The 17,630-nt window shown below is 53.3% G+C and carries 18 protein-coding genes and 1 pseudogene; 3 read left to right on the top strand and 16 right to left on the bottom strand.

The genetic code is table 11. The annotated features are described in order from the left end of the window. The first annotated feature begins 170 nt into the window (after positions 1 to 170). Entirely contained in the window at positions 171 to 887 is a 717-nt protein-coding gene (locus AC6I8V_RS16530) for a YggN family protein (RefSeq protein ID WP_497843309.1), read from the top strand. A 32-nt stretch (positions 888 to 919) separates the two neighbouring features. Here AC6I8V_RS16530 and ulaA read toward each other — a convergent pair. The 4 genes and pseudogenes from ulaA to tkt form a co-directional block, all read right to left on the bottom strand. Further along, positions 920 to 2,295, bottom strand: a pseudogene (ulaA, locus tag AC6I8V_RS16525) (PTS ascorbate transporter subunit IIC). A 40-nt stretch (positions 2,296 to 2,335) separates the two neighbouring features. Further along, entirely contained in the window at positions 2,336 to 2,608 is a 273-nt protein-coding gene (locus tag AC6I8V_RS16520) for a PTS sugar transporter subunit IIB (RefSeq protein ID WP_497843308.1), read from the bottom strand. Positions 2,609 to 2,644: 36 nt separating this feature from the next. Then, positions 2,645 to 3,106, bottom strand: a complete 462-nt coding sequence (locus AC6I8V_RS16515; protein WP_497843307.1) for a PTS sugar transporter subunit IIA — start codon at positions 3,104 to 3,106, stop codon at positions 2,645 to 2,647. Positions 3,107 to 3,138: 32 nt separating this feature from the next. After that, positions 3,139 to 5,133 carry a transketolase gene (gene tkt / locus AC6I8V_RS16510; RefSeq protein WP_497843306.1) on the bottom strand — a complete coding sequence of 665 codons (1,995 nt, stop codon included), beginning with the start codon at positions 5,131 to 5,133 and terminating at the stop codon, positions 3,139 to 3,141. 423 nt (positions 5,134 to 5,556) lie between these two features. Between tkt and AC6I8V_RS16505 the strand changes: the two genes are divergently transcribed. Then, a complete protein-coding gene (locus tag AC6I8V_RS16505) occupies positions 5,557 to 6,291 on the top strand; it encodes a GntR family transcriptional regulator (protein ID WP_497843305.1) in 735 nt (244 codons plus the stop codon). 74 nt (positions 6,292 to 6,365) lie between these two features. On the opposite strand, the gene hemW is transcribed toward AC6I8V_RS16505, so the two are convergent. From hemW to AC6I8V_RS16485, 4 genes are read right to left on the bottom strand one after another with little or no spacing between them, the layout of a single operon-like run. Next, positions 6,366 to 7,505 (bottom strand): radical SAM family heme chaperone HemW, encoded by a 1,140-nt coding sequence (hemW, locus tag AC6I8V_RS16500; protein ID WP_497843304.1) that lies wholly within the window; start codon positions 7,503 to 7,505, stop codon positions 6,366 to 6,368. Next, entirely contained in the window at positions 7,498 to 8,091 is a 594-nt protein-coding gene (locus tag AC6I8V_RS16495) for an XTP/dITP diphosphatase (RefSeq protein WP_497843303.1), read from the bottom strand. Before AC6I8V_RS16495 ends, hemW begins: the two co-directional genes overlap by 8 nt. A gap of 20 nt (positions 8,092 to 8,111) precedes the next feature. Next, positions 8,112 to 8,666, bottom strand: coding sequence for a YggT family protein (locus AC6I8V_RS16490; RefSeq protein ID WP_497843302.1), 555 nt, complete (start codon positions 8,664 to 8,666; stop codon positions 8,112 to 8,114). 12 nt (positions 8,667 to 8,678) lie between these two features. Continuing rightward, a complete protein-coding gene (locus AC6I8V_RS16485) occupies positions 8,679 to 9,386 on the bottom strand; it encodes a YggS family pyridoxal phosphate-dependent enzyme (RefSeq protein ID WP_497843301.1) in 708 nt (235 codons plus the stop codon). Between the two features lie 16 nt (positions 9,387 to 9,402). Here AC6I8V_RS16485 and AC6I8V_RS16480 point away from each other — a divergent pair, with 16 nt between their 5' ends. Next, entirely contained in the window at positions 9,403 to 10,395 is a 993-nt protein-coding gene (locus AC6I8V_RS16480) for a type IV pilus twitching motility protein PilT (protein WP_497843300.1), read from the top strand. A 4-nt stretch (positions 10,396 to 10,399) separates the two neighbouring features. On the opposite strand, the gene ruvX is transcribed toward AC6I8V_RS16480, so the two are convergent. The 8 genes from ruvX to AC6I8V_RS16440 form a co-directional block, all read right to left on the bottom strand. After that, positions 10,400 to 10,816 carry a Holliday junction resolvase RuvX gene (gene ruvX, locus AC6I8V_RS16475; protein ID WP_497843299.1) on the bottom strand — a complete coding sequence of 139 codons (417 nt, stop codon included), beginning with the start codon at positions 10,814 to 10,816 and terminating at the stop codon, positions 10,400 to 10,402. Next, positions 10,816 to 11,379, bottom strand: coding sequence for a YqgE/AlgH family protein (locus AC6I8V_RS16470; RefSeq protein WP_497843298.1), 564 nt, complete (start codon positions 11,377 to 11,379; stop codon positions 10,816 to 10,818). Before AC6I8V_RS16470 ends, ruvX begins: the two co-directional genes overlap by 1 nt. 86 nt (positions 11,380 to 11,465) lie before the next feature. After that, entirely contained in the window at positions 11,466 to 12,410 is a 945-nt protein-coding gene (gshB, locus tag AC6I8V_RS16465; RefSeq protein WP_497843297.1) for a glutathione synthase, read from the bottom strand. 114 nt (positions 12,411 to 12,524) lie between these two features. Continuing rightward, the gene (gene rsmE / locus AC6I8V_RS16460; protein WP_497843296.1) at positions 12,525 to 13,256 is read right to left on the bottom strand and encodes a 16S rRNA (uracil(1498)-N(3))-methyltransferase; all 732 of its coding nucleotides are present in this window, start codon (positions 13,254 to 13,256) and stop codon (positions 12,525 to 12,527) included. 73 nt (positions 13,257 to 13,329) lie between these two features. Next, positions 13,330 to 14,037, bottom strand: coding sequence for a deoxyribonuclease I (endA, locus tag AC6I8V_RS16455; protein WP_497843295.1), 708 nt, complete (start codon positions 14,035 to 14,037; stop codon positions 13,330 to 13,332). Positions 14,038 to 14,115: 78 nt separating this feature from the next. Beyond that, on the bottom strand, positions 14,116 to 14,628 hold the full coding sequence (locus tag AC6I8V_RS16450; RefSeq protein WP_497843294.1) for a SprT family zinc-dependent metalloprotease: 513 nt from the start codon (positions 14,626 to 14,628) through the stop codon (positions 14,116 to 14,118). A 57-nt stretch (positions 14,629 to 14,685) separates the two neighbouring features. Further along, on the bottom strand, positions 14,686 to 15,708 hold the full coding sequence (locus AC6I8V_RS16445; RefSeq protein ID WP_497843293.1) for a hypothetical protein: 1,023 nt from the start codon (positions 15,706 to 15,708) through the stop codon (positions 14,686 to 14,688). A gap of 280 nt (positions 15,709 to 15,988) precedes the next feature. Then, complete coding sequence (locus AC6I8V_RS16440) at positions 15,989 to 17,383, bottom strand: sugar porter family MFS transporter (protein ID WP_497843292.1); 1,395 nt, start codon at positions 17,381 to 17,383, stop codon at positions 15,989 to 15,991. Positions 17,384 to 17,630 lie beyond the last annotated feature (247 nt).

The raw sequence follows: 17,630 nt of genomic DNA, 5'->3' as shown, positions 1-17,630 counted from the left end.
TGGCCATTAATGGCCACCCTACGCGCAGGGTCGGCATTTATGCCGACCTGGTTAAGGGCCGCACCGGCCTGACGGTGGCCATTAATGGCCACCCTACGCGTAGGGTCGGCATTTATGCCGACCTGGTTGACGGCCGCAGATCCCAGGGGAATACAAACGCAGGAGATTTCATGATTCGTAAGGTTCTTATCGCTGCGCTGCTGCTGGCGGCGACCCAGGCTCAGGCTGCTTATGAATGCAGCGTTAAGCCACAGGATGATGTGATCATTAAACCGCAAAGCGTGCAGGTCGTGGGCGCGAACGGCAATCTTGAGATCTCGCCGCAGGGTGATGTGCAGTTTAACGGCCAGCGAGTGAACGTTGATAACGCCACCCGTCAGAAAGCGATCGACTACCAGAACGCCTTGCGTCGCGATTTACCCTGGATCGATCAGGGTGCCAGCAGCCGTCTGGAACGTAGCCGTATCGCGCTGGATAAGGTAATTGTTGAAAAGCTCGGTCCGAACAGCAACGTGCGTAATCGTCTCAGCACGCTGGATGGTCAGCTGAAGCAGCAGATGAACCGCATTATCGAACACCGCAGCGACGGCCTGACCTTCCATCATCAGGCGATTGACCAGGTTCATGCCGAGGGCGAAAAACTGGTGCAGAGCACCATGGGCGGCATCCTGCAGGATAGTCTGAACGAGATGGGCAGCAAGCAGGCTGGTAACGGCGGCAACCCGTTGCAGGCGCTGATGGGCAATCTCGGTGGTTTACAGCAATCGATTCAAACCGAATGGAACAAACAGGAGCAGGATTTCCAGAACTTTGGTCATGAGGTGTGTAATCGCGTGACGGATCTGGAAGGGCAGCGTAAAAGCCTGGTGCAGGGACTCAAGAATTAAATTAAAGGGGCTGATATCAGCCCCTTAATCTTTTACTCGTTGTTCGCCTCTTCGGCTACAGCCTTATTGCCCGTCGCGAAGTTATAGATAACCAGCAGAGCAAAAATCCCGGTGATTGCCATCGTGATGGTGCCTTTGTCCATAAAGCGCGCCATATTGCCGAGGATAATCCCCGCCACGCCAAAGTCAGTATCCGAGAAGGTTGTATTGGTTAAGCCCAGTGCGCCCAGCACCGGTAACAGCGCCACAGGCAGGAAGGTAATTAACACGCCATGAGCAAACGCGCCCAGCATGGCACCACGCTTACCGCCAGTCGCATTACCAAAGACACCTGCGGTGGCCCCACAGAAGAAGTGTGGTACCACGCCCGGTAAAATTAATACCCACTTGAGCTGGCCGAGAATAAATAACCCGACCAGGCCGCCGATAAAGCTGGAAATAAAGCCAACCAGTACCGCGTTTGGCGCATAAGGGAAAACAATCGGGCAGTCGAGGGCTGGTCTGGCATTTGGCACCAGTTTTTCTGAAAAGCCGGTAAACGCCGGGACAATCTCCGCCAGAATCAGACGTACACCTTGCAGGATAATAAAGACACCTGCTGCAAAGGTAATTGCCTGCACGAAGGAATATACCAGGTAGTTTTGACCATGACTAAACTGGCTTTCTACATATTCGCTGCCTGCCGAAACTGACAAAATAAAGTAGATAATCATCATGGTCAGGGAAATTGAGATGGTGCTGTCACGCAAAAACTCAGGTTTTTTGGCATGTTCATCTCTTCGGTCGATTTTGACCCTTTCCCGACTAATGAACCAATCCAGCCGGACAGAACATAACCTACCGTCCCGGTATGGGCTAACGCTACCTGGTCGTGGCCCACAATTTTCCGCATATGTGGCTGAGCCAGTGCCGGGAAAAATGCCATCATCATGCCCAGAGCCAGTGAACCGGTATAAATAAGTTGCACACCTTCAAAACCGGCTACCGACAGAATAATTGCCACCATACAGGCCATATAGAAGGTAACATGACCGGAGAGGTAGATATATTTCAGTCGGGTGAAGCGGGCAACGACGATATTAGCCACCATACCAAAGGCCATGATCAACGTCGTCGGCGCACCATATTTATCCAGCGCGATAGATACCATTGCCTCATTGTTGGGAATAATTCCCTGAACATTAAAGGCATGTTTGAAAATATCTCCCAGCGGGCTTAACGAACCCACCAGCACCGTTGCACCACCAGCCAGCACTAAAAAACCAAGAATGGTTTTTACGGTGCCTTTGACAACATCAGGAAACGGTTTTTTTTGTGCGACAAGCCCGAATAACGCCACTAATCCAACCAGGATAGAGGGGACTTTTAGCACGTCGACAACGACCAATAAAAGGTTCTGAATAAACATGTTAACCTCAGCGGCAAGAGTTCTGTTTCAACAAGTTGAGTTAGCTTTTGTTAAAATATTCGCTAATCTTTTGCTCAACTTCTTTGAGGTCAATAATGTTATTAATAATAATGACCTTTTCGGCAGGAAGGTTCGCGCTGTAGGCGATATCTTTTGCCATGACAAATATATCGGCGACATCAGGTGTTACCGAACCTAAGTCTGAGTGTTCAACATCGGCAACAACTTCGATTTTTTTCAGAACTTTTTTAATGTTCATTTCCATCATGAAGCTGCTTCCCAGGCCTGAGCCACAAACCGCCATAATTTTCATATCACATCTCCTGGTTGCTATTCTGTTCGCGTTCTTTTAATTAACTGTGTTGTTTGCCAATAAAATGGCGCTAAGTTCTTCCTGACTGCGTGCGTTAAAGAAGCGACTCATGGTGTCATCATCTGAAAGCACTTCTGCCAGCTGAGAAATCATTTCAATATGACTATTACTGTCCGGGGCTGAGAACATAAAAATCGCGTCAACCGGATCATTTTCGTCAGCATCAAAATTAATCGGATTGCCGAGTTTAACGATCGACAATCCCAGTTTATTTGCGCCCTGTTCAGGGCGAGCGTGTGGCATCGCGATGCGCGGAGCGATAACAAAATAGGGACCGATATCTTCTTTTTGCTGAATTATCGCATCAATGTAGTGCTGAGAAATGGCACCCTCTTTTTGCAGCGGGCGTCCGGCAACCTGAATAGCCTCTTTCCAGTCGGCGACATTTTCGAGGTACTGAATTTTCTCATCACTCAGCCATTTGGACAGATTTGACATATTTATTTCCTGCATAACGTGGGTGTCAGAAATCATTGAAGTAAGCTACGGGCTGCTTCCAGTACATTTTCCTGGGTAAAGCCAAAATGTTTGAACAGGACATTTGCCGGAGCCGACTCACCAAATGATTTCATACCAATGACTTTCCCATCCAGACCGGTATAGCGCTGCCAGAACCCTTCAATGCTGGCTTCTACCGCCAGACGCTTGCGAACTTCTTTCGGCAACACTGATTCTTTATATTGCTCATCCTGCTTATCAAAACGTTCGGTGCAGGGAATAGAAACTACGCGAACTTTGTGGCCTTCCTGTTGCAGCACGCCAGCCGCGCCAACGACCAGCTCTATTTCCGAACCGGACGAGATCAGCACGATTTCCGGCGTCCCGGCGCAATCACTGAGGACATAACCTCCGCGTGCAATATCAGCCAGTTGCACAGCGGAACGCGGCTGCTGTGGCAGCGGCTGTCTGGTCAGGATCAGCGCGGTTGGCCCATCTTTACGTTCAATCGCCTGGCGCCAGGCCATCGCCACTTCCACCTGATCACAGCCACGCCAGGTTTCCATATTTGGGGTTAGCCGGAGCGCGGCGAGCTGTTCAACCGGTTGGTGAGTGGGGCCATCTTCTCCGAGGCCAATGGTGTCGTGGCTATAGACGAATACCGAACGAATCTTCATCAGCGCCGCCATGCGCACCGCGTTGCGCGCGTACTCCATAAACATCAGGAAAGTACCGCCATAAGGAATAAAGCCGCCATGCAATGCCAGCCCATTCATAATGGCTGACATACCAAACTCGCGAACGCCGTAGGAGATATAATTTCCTGCCGGGTTGGCCGCACTGAAATCGACAGAAGTCTGTTGTCTGGTCAGATTCGACGGTGAGAGGTCAGCCGAGCCACCCAGCAATTCTGGCAGCAGGCCTGAGAAGTGGTTCAGGCATTTTTGACTCACCTGGCGGGTGGCAAGGCTGGAAGGAGCCGCCTGTAACCCGGCGATGTAGCTGTCCATATCCTGCGCCCAGTTTTCGGGTAATTCACCCTGCATCCGGCGGCTAAATTCATGCGCCAGTTCAGGCCATGCTTGCTGATAAGATGCAAACAGGTGGTCCCATGCGGCCTGATTTTCTGCCCCCTGCGCCGTTGCGTCCCATGCCTGGTAGAGAGAAGCCGGGATTTCAAAAGGGGCATAGGGCCAGTTTAATGCCTCGCGAACTAATGCAACTTCATCGCTGCCGAGCGCCGAACCGTGGCAATCATGGCTGTTGGCTTTATTTGGTGAACCGAAGCCGATGATGGTTTTGCAACATAACAGACTTGGCTTGTCAGTCACGGCTTTCGCTTCACGTACCGCGGCATCGACCGCCGCCGCATCATGGCCATCAACACCTTCAATCACATGCCAGCCATAGGCGCGGAAGCGTGCAGCTGTATCTTCGGAGAACCATCCTGCTACGTGACCATCGATAGAAATGCCGTTGTCATCCCACACGGCGATCAGTTTGCCGAGTTGCAGCGTTCCGGCGAGGCCACAGGCTTCGTGGGAAATGCCTTCCATCAGGCAGCCATCGCCTAAAAACAACCAGGTATAGTGATCGACCAGGGCAAAGCCGGGTTTGTTGAATTGCGCGGCAAGGGCTTTTTCGGCAATCGCCATCCCGACAGCGTTAGCGACACCCTGACCAAGCGGGCCGGTGGTGGTCTCGACCCCAGGGGTGTAACCATATTCAGGATGGCCTGGGGTGCGCGAATGCAGCTGACGAAATTGCTGAAGGTCGGCAATGCTCAGATCGTAACCCGTCAGGTGGAGCAGGGAATACAGCAACATCGAACCATGCCCATTGGACTGAACATAGCGATCGCGGTTGAACCATTTCGGGTTCTTCGGGTTGTGACGCAGGTGACGACGCCACACCACTTCAGCAATGTCTGCCATCCCCATCGGCGCTCCTGGATGTCCCGAATTGGCCTTCTGGATCGCATCAATGCTGAGAAATCGAATCGCGTTTGCTAACTCTCTGTTGACCATAACGGCTCTCGCTTTTGCTCTGTGTTCTACAGTAACCCGGACATTTACGGCCATCTTTGCGGTAAAGGTGTCCAGTCATTTGGCGTTGGTCTGATTGTTACTGCACCTGGTTTTTACGCGTAATCACTGATGATTTTGTTTTTATGCTGTTGATATTGATTATATTTATAATCATATCATTTGAATTTGTAATTAAGTCTAGACATGTTTAATGTGTCTAGTCATCTTGATAATGCACATGGACGTGTATAGATACAATATGTAGGATTGAAATCTGGCTGGACACCCTGAGATTGAGTGCAAATTCGTTAACTGGATCACATCCTCATGTGCTCAGGCTGGTACTCAGAAAATAAACTCAGGCATACATGTGCACTCATGGCTCACTGAAGCCGGAGCCTACTCTTATCGGGAACAACGTTGATGGTCGATGGCATTACTGAGAAGCAGAAAGAGGTTGTCGATTACATCCTCCGCAAAATTAAAGAAGAGGGGCTTCTGCCCGGAGATAAACTCGACACTGAAATTGCGATTGCGAAAAACATCGGCATTACACGCGCCACTGTGCGCGAAGCAACCCGAATTCTGATGGAACAGCAGCGAATTTACCGGGTGAAGGGGTCGGGCCTGTTTGTTGGCTCGATTGGCAAAAGTAACCATTCCGGGCGTTTCCATGCGCTATCCCCGTTTGATTATCAGGCGCAGAAAAAGGGCTACAAAGGGATCAGAAAAGTGATTACCGTCAGTATCATGAAAGTCCCGACGCCCGATATGGCGCAGGCTTTACGCATCAAGAACAGCGATCAGGTGTATAAAATCGTGCGTCTGATGTGTTTTGATGATATTCCGGTGGCGCTGGAGCATATTCATTTGCCGGTTAATATGTTCAGCAGCATGGAATTCAGCAAGCTTGAGATCTCGAAATATTCCTACATTGAGCAGATCACCGGTAAGAAAGTGCAGCGCAGGGACCAGCATTTAAACGCGATAAACCTGACGGATCAGGAACAGCTTAATCTCTTGAATCTCAATGCTAATGATGCCGTTCTGGAGATTAATGAGACGGTGTATCTTGATGATGGGACACCCTGTGAAGTTAACGTGGCGTTGATTAACACCCACCTGCTTCAGCTGAGACAAAATACGGAGCGAAACTGATTGCGAGGGTGCGAATAAATTCGCACCCTACAAGCGAACGTAAGGTCGGCATGTCTGCCGACCCGCAACGGCGATTACTCTTCCGCTAAGAACAGCTCCAGCAGCGAATTCAGGAACAGCTTCCCTTTCTCACTGATCTGCCAGTGCTCATCCGTTTCAACCACATAACCGGCCGCGATCGCCGCATCAATCTGCGGACGGATAACCACCTCATCCATCCCGGTATAGCGGCGGAAATCGGCACGCGGAGCCGCTTCCAGCAGACGAAAGCGGTTCATAAAGAACTCGAATGGCTTATCTGCCTCGGCGACTTCATGCTGCTTATCGAGGTAATTTCCCTTCATAAAACCACGCGGATGGCGGGTTTTCACGGTGCGGACAATGCGGCCATCGGGCTGCGTCAGCTTGCCGTGGGCGCCACAGCCAATGCCGAGGTAATCACCAAAGCGCCAGTAGTTAAGGTTATGCTCGCAACGGTAGCCGGGCTTCGCATAGGCCGAGGTTTCATATTGCTGATAACCTGCCGCCGTCAGCAGCTGATGGCCTTGTTCGAAGATATCCCACAGCGCGTCATCATCCGGCAGCACCGGCGGACGTGAACCAAATAGCGTGTTCGGTTCAATGGTCAGCTGATACCACGACAGATGCGGCGGATTGAGCGCAATCGCCTGGCGCAGGTCGTCGAGCGCCTCCTCCAGCGACTGATCCGGCAGGCCATGCATCAAATCGAGGTTAAAGCTGCGCAAGCCGAGACCGGCAGCCAGATGCGCGGCCCGCTTCGCTTCTTCCGGGCCGTGGATGCGTCCCAGGCGCTCCAGCTTCTGGGGACTGAAACTCTGCACCCCAATGGAAATGCGGTTAATCCCGGCCTTCTGGTAGCCGCTAAAGCGATCGGCTTCCACCGTACCGGGATTGGCTTCCATGGTGATTTCAGCGTCAGCCGCAAGGGGCAGGCGCGCACGCACGCCATCCATCAACATCTGCATCGCATTGCTGCTCAGCAGGCTGGGCGTGCCGCCACCGATAAAAATGGTGCGAACCTCACGGCCACTGGCGAGCGGCAAATCCTGCTCGAGATCGTTCAGCAGGTGCTGCACATACTCGATGTGCGGCACCTCGCCTTTCAGCGCGTGGGAGTTGAAATCACAGTACGGACACTTCTGCACACACCACGGAATGTGGATGTACAGGCTTAACGGTGGTAAATCAGGCATCGCGCATCGCATCCAGCAGCAGCGTCAATGCTTTTCCACGGTGAGAGACGGCGCGCTTTTCGTCTTTGCTCAGCTCAGCTGCCGTTTTGCCCAGTTCGGGCACATAGAAGATCGGATCGTAGCCAAAGCCACCCTGACCCGCGGCTGCACGGGTGATTTCACCCGCCCAGCTGCCGTGGAACACCAGCGGCGTCGGATCGGCAGCGTGGCGAACGTAGACCAGCACGCAGTGGAACTGCGCCTGACGTTGACCATCAGGCACAGCTTCCAGCGCGACCAGCAGCTTTTCCAGGTTTTGCTGATCGCTGGCATCCAGACCGGCGTAACGCGCCGAGTAGATGCCCGGCGCGCCGCCCAGCGCATCCACTGCCAGACCAGAGTCGTCAGCAATCGCAGGCAGGCCGGTGATCTGAGCCGCATGACGCGCTTTGAGGATGGCGTTTTCGATAAAAGTCAGACCGGTTTCTTCCGCTGACTCCACGCCCAGTTCGGTTTGCGCCACGATATCGAGGCCAAAGTCCGCCAGCAGGTCGGCCAGTTCACGAACTTTGCCCGGATTGCCGGTGGCGAGAACAACTTTTTGCATAACAGTTCCAGATTAACGAATTACAGCAAATACCAGAGACCAGGGAACAGGTCCATGCCGAGGAAATTCAGCGCATACAGCACCAGAATCACAATCATGGCAGAAAAATCGATGCCGCCCATCGCGGGCAGAATACGACGAATCGGCGCCATCAGCGGTTCGGTCAGTTGAATCAATACGTAATCAATCGGTCCACGGCCCTGGCTGATCCAGCTCATCAGCGAACGGATGATGATCACCCAGAACACCAGATAACCGGCAGACTTCACCAGCGACAGCAGACCGACCAGCAGGTTGGTCGGGTCCACCGAGAACACGCCAACCTGAATCAGCAGCAGTATCGGATACTTCAGCGTGGTCAGCACAAACGCCAGCAGCAGCGAGGCGGTATCAATCGGTCCCAGCGCTGGCAAAATGCGACGCAGCGGTTTGACGATTGGCTGGGTAATCTTCACGACAAACTGCGACAGCGGATTATAAAAATCGCAGCGCGACCACTGCATCCAGATGCGCAGCAGCAATACCATCACGTACAGGTCGATCAGCGTTTTGACTAAAAACGTCAGTGTTAACATGAGGTTCCTCAATTATTGTTGTGAAGTACGCGCATAATCCCGCGCGCCAAATACAGCGGTGCCAATTCGCACCATGGTGCTGCCAGCGGCGATGGCCGCTTCCATGTCGTCGCTCATTCCCAGAGAAAGCGTATCGACGTCAGGGTATTCCTGTTGCAGGGCATGAAATGCGGCGGCCATTTGCTGACAAACCGCCAGCTGACGATCGTAATCCTGCTCGGGTGCCGGAATCGCCATCAGGCCGCGCAGGCGCAGCTGCGGCAGCGCGGAAATTTCCTGCGCCAGCGCCGGTAACGCCTCCAGCATGATGCCAGATTTGCTGTTCTCGTCACTGATATTTACCTGAATCAACACATTAAGCGGCGGCAGATGCGTCGGACGCTGGTCGTTAAGACGTTGCGCAATACGCAGCCGATCCACGGTGTGACACCAGGCGAAATGCTCCGCCACCAGACGGCTTTTATTCGACTGCAACGGTCCAATGAAGTGCCATTGCAGATCTGGATGTGCGGCCAGCGCGGTGACTTTTTCAACCCCTTCCTGCACGTAATTTTCGCCGAACGCGCGCTGCCCGGCATCAATCGCTTCTGCGACCGCGCTCGCAGGTTTGGTTTTACTTACCGCAAGCAGGGTAATTTCTTCTGGCGCGCGCCCGCAACGCGCGGCGGCAGCGGCGATACGCTCGCGCACTTGCTGTAGGTTGTGCTCAATGGAAGTCATAGTCAGGAGAAGTTCTATGGATTTGGATGAAGTTGTGGCCCTTAGTGTAAAGCATAACGCCGCCGATCTGCACCTTTGCAGCGGACATTTGCCGCACTGGCGACGGCAGGGCGTGCTGGAGCCGATCCCTGACCAGACGGAGCTGCCAGCGGCCTGGCTGGAAACCTTTATGGCGCAGTGGCTGGACAAGCTCCAGCAGGCTGCGCTGGAAGCCGGCGGACATATTGATTTTGCCCTCACCCTCGCCAGCGGGGTACGGCTGCGCGCCAATCTGTTTCTGCAACGGCATGGGTTATCGCTGGCTTTGCGGCTGATCGCCAGCCATGCCCCGGCGCTGGAGAGCCTGCACCTGCCGCCGGTGGTGGAGCAACTTTTGCTGCTGGAAGAGGGATTGATTCTGATCACCGGCGCGACCGGCAGCGGTAAATCCACCACGCTGGCGGCGCTGGTCGATCGCCTGAATCGCCAGCAGGCGCGCCATATTCTGACGCTGGAAGATCCGATTGAATTTGTGCATCACAGCCTGCGCTCGCTGATCCAGCAGCGCGAGGTGGGGACTCACTGCGCCTCGTTCAGCTATGGCCTGAAAGCGGCGCTGCGCGAAGACCCGGACGTGATCCTGCTCGGTGAACTGCGCGATAGCGAAACCATCCGCCTCGCCTTAACCGCAGCCGAAACCGGACATCTGGTGCTGGCGACGCTGCACACGCGTGGCGCGACGCAGGCCGTGGACCGGCTGGTGGATGTGTTTCCCGCTGAGGAGAAGAACCTGGTGCGCAGCCAGCTGGCGGGTAGCCTGAAAGCGGTGCTGGCGCAGCGGCTGGTGCCAGCGAAAGGTGGCGGACGCATCGGGGTGTTTGAAGTGCTGATGGGCACGCCTGCGGTCGCCAATCTGATCCGCGAAGGCAAAATGCATCAGCTGCCGGGCGTGCTGCAAACCGGCGCTCAGGCCGGGATGCAAACCTTCGCCCAGAGCGAGCAGGCGCGGCGGCAGGCGGGGTTAATCTGAGGGATCAGTGGGTATCGAACCAGTCTTCAAGGATGATCACCGCCGATTGCGAATCAACGGCGCCTTTTTGCAGCGCGCGATAGCCGCCGCGTTCGAACAGGTCGGCGCGGGCTTCCACAGTGCTGAGGCGCTCATCCTGTAATTCGACACGCACGCCAAAACGGCCATGCAGGCGATTGGCAAACTTACGTGCGCGCGTCGTCAGCTCCTGTTCGCTGCCGTCCATATTCAGTGGCAGGCCAACCACGACGTAATCGGGCTGCCACTCTTTTAGCAGGCGTTCGATCTGGTTCCAGTCTGGCGTGCCATCCTGCGCTTTTAAGGCGCTCAGCGCGCGCGCGGTGCCTGTCAGCTGCTGCCCGACGGCAACGCCGATGCTTTTGGTGCCGAAATCAAAGCCCAGCAGAGTTTCACTGGTCATCAGGCGTGTCCTGCATCGCTGGTCATATTATGAATATCGATGCCCAGGCATTTGGCGGCTTCACGCCAGCGTTCGGCGATAGGCGTCTGGAACAGAATATTGCTGGAGGCCGGCGTGGTGAGCCAGGCATTTTCCAGCAACTCATTCTCCAGCTGATCTTTTTCCCACGCGCAGTAACCCAGCGCCACCAGCACATGTTCCGGCTGTGCGGCGCCGCCAATGGCTTCCAGCACATCCCTTGAGGTGGTGATCACGGTGGTATCGGAAATGCGGATACTGGAGGAGTAGATGTGCTGAGCCGAATGCAGAATGAAGCCGCGGTCCTCCGCAAGCGGGCCGCCAGCGAATACCGGTTTATCCAGCTTGATGGCTGGATCGCGTTCTGATGGGCTGATTTTAAGTTTTTTAAGGATGCCTTCGACCGTCAGATTATCCATCGGCTTATTGATAATTAAGCCCATGGCGCCATCTTCGTTATGCTCGCAAATGTAGACCACCGAGCGTTTGAAGAAGGGATCCTGTAGGGATGGCATCGCAATCAAAAAATGATGCTGTAAATTCATTCTCACTCGTATACCAAAAATAACCGGCATTGCCGCAGCAATACCGGTATTGGGTGGTTCACGGAGCGCAGGCTCCGAAGGCATCCTTAGCCCAGACGTTTCTCAATCGCATCCATCAACATACCGGTAATGGAGATTGGGAAAGCGGCTTCAATTTCACGCACGCAGGTCGGGCTGGTAACGTTCACTTCCGTCAGTTTATCACCGATGATGTCGAGACCGACAAAAATCAGCCCTTTGGCTTTCAGCGTTGGGCCAACGCGGCGCGCAATCTCCCAATCGCTGTCGCTCAGCGGACGCGCTTCGCCACGGCCACCGGCGGCGAGGTTGCCACGGGTTTCTCCCCCCTGCGGAATACGCGCCAGGCAGTAAGGTACCGGTTCACCATCTACGACCAGCACGCGTTTGTCACCCTCTTTGATGGCTGGCAGGTAATTCTGCGCCATGCAGAAGTTCTGACCGTGGTTGGTCAGGGTTTCGGTGATCACGCCGAAGTTCGGATCGTCCTGCTTCACGCGGAAGATCGAGGCGCCACCCATGCCATCCAGCGGTTTCAGGATCACGTCACCGTGTTCCTGCCAGAAGGCGCGCAGTTTTTCTTTGCTGCGCGTCACCAGCGTATCCGGGGTTAAATCAGCAAACCAGGCGGTGTAGAGCTTTTCGTTACAGTCACGCAGGCTCTGCGGTTTGTTAACGATCAGAGTGCCTTGTTCTTCTGCGCGCTCCAGCAGGTAGGTCGCGTAGATAAACTCGGTATCGAACGGCGGATCTTTGCGCATCAGCACCACATTGAGATCGGCCAGTTTAATCTCCTGCTCGCTGCCAAATTCGTACCATTTGTCGTAATTCTGTTCGACGCTGAGCAGACGGGTGCGGGCATAGGTGATGCCGCCGCGCAGGGAGAGATCGCCCATCTCCATGTAGTGAATTTCGTAACCACGGCGCTGTGCTTCCAGCAACATGGCGAAGCTGGTGTCTTTTTTAATGTTGATGGACGAAATTGGGTCCATAACGATGCCAAGCTTAATCATTATTCTCTCCTCAAAGGGGGAATCAGCCACCCCGTTCCGTGTGGACAGCGCAGGCGCTGTTCAGTCTGGACGCCGTTGTAACGCGCGCGTCTTATTACAACCCGAAAGTATCCCTTAACCGAGGTCGCCAAACCTCACCTGAAGTGCCGTGATGGCGGTGAGTGCGGTGGTTTCGGTACGCAATACGCGTGGCCCCAACAGAATATCGGTGAAACCATGCTGCGCCGTCATAGCAATCTCCTCTGCCGACAGGCCGCCTTCCGGGCCAATCAGCAGGCGGATGCGATCCACCGGCTGCGGCAGCGTGTTGATGCTGTGGCTGGCGCGAGGATGCAGATTAAGTTTTAGTCCCTCATCCGCTTCGCTGCACCAGGCTTCCAGCGTCATCGCTTCGCGGATCTCTGGCACGCGATTGCGGCCGCACTGCTCACAGGCGGCAATCGCGATTTTCTGCCATTGCTGAATTTTCTTTGCCAGACGCTCGGCATCCAGCTTTACGCCGCAGCGTTCAGAAAACAAGGGCGTAATCACATTGACGCCAAGTTCGATCGATTTCTGGATGGTGAATTCCATCTTTTCGCCGCGTGACATCACCTGACCGAGATGCAGGTGCAGCGGCGATTCACGGTCATCCGCCTCGCTTGCAAGGACTCTTACTTGTACACGCTTTTTATCAGCCTGGGTGATTTCGGCAGCAAAAGTCAGATTACTGCCATCAAACAGCTCAAGCCGCTGACCGCTGCTCATGCGCAGCACGCGTCCGACGTGGTTAGCTGCGTCTTCATCAAGGAAGATTTCAGCGTCCACAGCGAGGGGTTCGGGGTGAAAAATGCGAGGTATGCGCATGCGGTTCCTGCCAGCGTTATGCCGTGTCCCGGACACGGCCCAATCGGAAAACAGCTAGTGTAGGGTAGCGGTTTTAGCGCTGGCAAGCCTGAAGCACATAAGGATTATGATTGCCCTGTACTTTTGCGATGCGGCGGTCGCGTTCGCACTCCCACGGCGTGACCGGATATTGCTTATCCCAGGCGGTAAATAACTGGGTCTGCTGACGTGACAGACGCAGCTGGTACTGGTCGCGCATATAGAAGTAGGTCCGGGCTATGGCGCCGCGTGCGCGCGCCGGTGGTTCAGCCAGCTTCTGTTTGAAATCGATCTTCATGCTGCACTGGCCGTAAGGCTGATCGCCGCCGTTCCACTGGCTATAGGCGAAGTTACCGCGGTCGCCGTTCACTTCGCCAATGGCCGGTTGCAGATTATGCAGATCGCTTTCAATACGGCGATAGTCAGCATCTTTGCTGCAATTCTTGCGGCCGCCGTTTTGCCAGCACTGACGTTGATGACCGAACTCCCAGGCAGGCATCACATGTTCCCACTCGATACGTGCGGCGCGATTGGCGTTTTTACGCACGTTATAGCCACAGCTGCTGAGATCCGGTTCGCCTTTTTTACCGTGCCAGGTAATTTTACAGCCGCAATAGAAACTGCCGGGGGCGTCGGCATTAATCCAGGCCGCGTACGCTTTAGCCTGCTGGAAGTTATTCTGATGATAGTTATTGAAACTCAGGCTCCAGGCGCTGAGCGGGACGACTAACAAGGAGAGGGCGAAGATAATTTTGCGAGACATATTCCAAAAATTAACCTGGTGCGGAAAAAGGGCGGCAGGTTAGCAGAATGCGGTCGGTGGCGAAATCAGATTCACGGACTAACTCGTTGTAAATTCACCGGGTTGCAGCAGGGTGCCGCAATGCACGCAGCGATACTCGCTTTCACCCCGCAGTACGCGATTGTGGCGGCGAACGGTGAGCTGATGTTGCTGGCAACGGCAGCGGTAGGGAAAGGTGCGGCTGCGCACCGAGTCGATCTCAAACTGGTGGGTACGGCGCGCGGGAACGCCCAGCACCTCTTCCATCATCCACTTCCACTCTTTGCCATGCGGGGCAACGCGACCAAATTTTTTCCACACCAGCAGATGCGCCAGTTCGTGGGGCACCACCTCATCGATAAAAGCCTGCTGATTTTCCTGTAATAACACCGGATTGAGGCGGATTTCCCAGCGTTCCAGCCAGGCGGTACCTGCCGCGGTACCGCGCTGTTGATAAACCAGTTTGGGTTCAGGGTAACTGCATTCCAGCCGCGCGTTCGCCAGTTGCAGGAACTGGCGCAGAGAACGCATAACGGCTTGTTGCACAGCGATGGGCAGGCGAGGTGTTTTCATGGCAGGCAGCATAAAACGTTGCGCCGCCGAACTCAACCGCTGCGGGAAGCGCAAAAATTAAGCTATTTCAATTAAGCGCAATAACTCCTTTTCTTTTAAATCCTTTATCCGATCAAAAAAGTGGAATAATACGTCCGTCATCATATTTGCATCATTCATTATGTTTCTTAACCTGGTCGGTAATTGTGCGTCATGACAATACCAGTCCATCAGGGCCTGACCTGTTTTCCCTGAAGCGAGTTGTAATTGCGTATGCAGCAGGGGCGTAATAATGCTGTTGAAAACTTTACGCGCAAACTGAGGATGGTTTTTACACGCCATCAGTTTTCTTACTTTTTTGGCACTGTGTTTAGGTGCGCTATCGGGGCCAATTGGGTTGAAATTATCATCAAACCCCATTGTTTTTTCATGAAGCACTTCATGGACCGACGTTTTATTTTGATAAGATTGTTTAGCAAAATCTGGTCGCAGATAGAGTGTGTTGTATTCCATGGCTGCTACCACATTGTCGTCCAAATCGGCTATGGCAATATTTTTGGCGTAGACACCCATCAGCAGATGTAAAGACATCGGGAATTTGGTTACTGCCTCTCTGATATGGTTTTCTAATTTTATCAGCTCTGTTGCCGGCAGCTCGCCAAAGAAGTTCTTTATGGTCTTGCCGAGCGCAGCCTGCCCGGTCTGGCTGTCGAATTCAGATGAGAGCGTCTCGAACATGGCATCTAACTGTTTGACGGTTTTTTTAATGGTTTTGTAGACCTCCGGGTAATGATTCCTTATTTCATTCATACCCTTCGCGTATATCTGTCTGATGATATTTTTATCTGATAGATCTCTTTTATTTTTTGCCTGATTCTCAGGTGATTGGCCATAAAGCTGTTGGGCACGCTCCAGCGTAGTCATAAATTTATTAATCTGTGGATTTAACAGGGCGCGCTGGGGAATATAATGGGAGGTATTGCTTGTTATCCCGTCGCTGGAGTTCCTGATCGCCAGGCTTTGATTGTTGTGAGTATTGTTTATAGGTGTGAGGTCGGGAAATAAAGGCAATACCTTAACGATTAAAGGGTATAGGTTCATTATGTGTTTCTCTGGTGTTATAAAAAATATAAAAAAATGAAAATTTAATGTCAGGTGATTTTTATTGTGCTTTGTTATTAAAATTTAAAATAAAATGACTTTGTCCGGCAATCATTAAACCGGGATTTCAGCAGGATATTTATCTTAAGGTTTTCACTACCGGTATTCAGAACGCCAGCAATCGCCTGAATCAGGGGCAAAAAAAAACCGTAATCCCTCAGGGACTACGGTTTTTTTGCTGATCGACCCGTTAATTCAAGCAGATCATGTTATCTGCGGATTACTGCTGGCCGATTTCGCGCAGTTTTTTACCTGACAGCAGGTTGCGTTCGATGTGCTCCAGCGAGACGTTTTTGGTCTCCGGAATCAGCACCACCGTCAGCAGGATAAAGAACACGTTCAGAGCGGCGTAGACCCAGAAGGTCGGCGCGTTGCCCAGCGAGTTCAGCATGGTCAGGAAGGTTGCACCCACGATCATGTTGGCAATCCAGTTGGTCGCAGTGGAGACAGTGATACCGAAGTCGCGGCCTTTCAGCGGCTGAATTTCAGAACACAGTACCCAAATCAGCGGACCGGCGCTCATCGCAAAGCCAACGATAAACATCAGCAGCATGGCAACGGCGAAGTACTGCGCACCTGCCGAGTGAATGCCGATGTGCAGCATGGTACCGAGAATGCCCATACCGGCAGCCATTACCAGGAAGCCCAGCACCAGCGTCGGTTTACGACCCCAGCGATCGACCAGGCCGATAGCAATAAAGGTAGCCAGCACGTTGACCAGACCAACAATCACCGTTCCCCACATTTGCTGCGTGGTGTTGGCGAAGCCAGCGATTTCAAAGATTTTCGGCGCGTAATACATAATGACGTTCATGCCGGTGAACTGCTGCATCACCTGCAACAGCACGCCAAGGAACACCGCGCGGCGGAAGTTGCTGTTGCTCTGGAACAGTTCCCAGCCCGATTGCTTGATCTTCAGACTTTCGCGGATTTCATCCAGCTCGCGTTTGGCCTGCTCGCTGGTATCACGCAGACGATCCAGGACGCGCTGCGCATCGCGGAAGTTACCTTTCGCGGCCAGCCAGCGCGGGCTGTTGGGCAGGAACACCACACCAACCAACAGCAAAACCGCCGGAATGGTGATAACGCCCAGCATCCAGCGCCATGCGCCAGCGTCACTGAACGCGGTATCAGACAGGTAAGCTGCCAGAATCCCGATGGTGATCATCAGCTGGTAGAGCGAAATCATACTGCCACGAATTTTTTCCGGAGCGATTTCAGACAGGTACAGCGGTGCGGTGTAAGACGCGACACCCACGGCCAGGCCGAGAACCACACGCGCGACAATCAGCATTTCCGGGTTCGGCGAGAAGGCTGACCACAGAGAACCGATTACGAACAGGATGGCGCCAGCCATCAGGCTCTTTTTACGACCCAGATGTGAAGACATCCAGCCGCTACCAATGGCACCGACGGCCGCACCAAACATCATCGAGCTAACAATCCACTCCTGCTGATGCGGGGTAACGTTAAAGTCTTTTGCGATGAAGGGCAGGGCACCAGCGATAACACCGATATCCAGACCGAACAGCAGGCCGGCCAGAGCCGCGAGAAAGCAGACAAATAAGGTCATCACCTTATTTGAGGTTCTGCTTTTTTTAGTATTGCCAGGCATATTGCCTCCAAATTTATCCATCATTGTTTTTATCAATGTTAAGGAACCTGCTCACGGGAAAAAGTGAGAGCGATCACACGAATGTAATCGGTTACACACGCTGAAACCCTGTAATTCAGCATTTTCCGCCCGAAATGGTTCTGTAACCAGTAAGGTATAGCACCCGTTAAGTTTCTGACATCATTCTAAATATCGGCTATCAGACGACGCTGAAAATAACGCATTTTTACCGCAATGACTACGCTGA

This window comes from Pantoea sp. X-Soil-TKNS-1207 (genome assembly GCF_059730485.1).
Note: the sequence above shows the minus strand (reverse complement) of the source record. Positions and strands in the feature narration are given on the sequence as shown.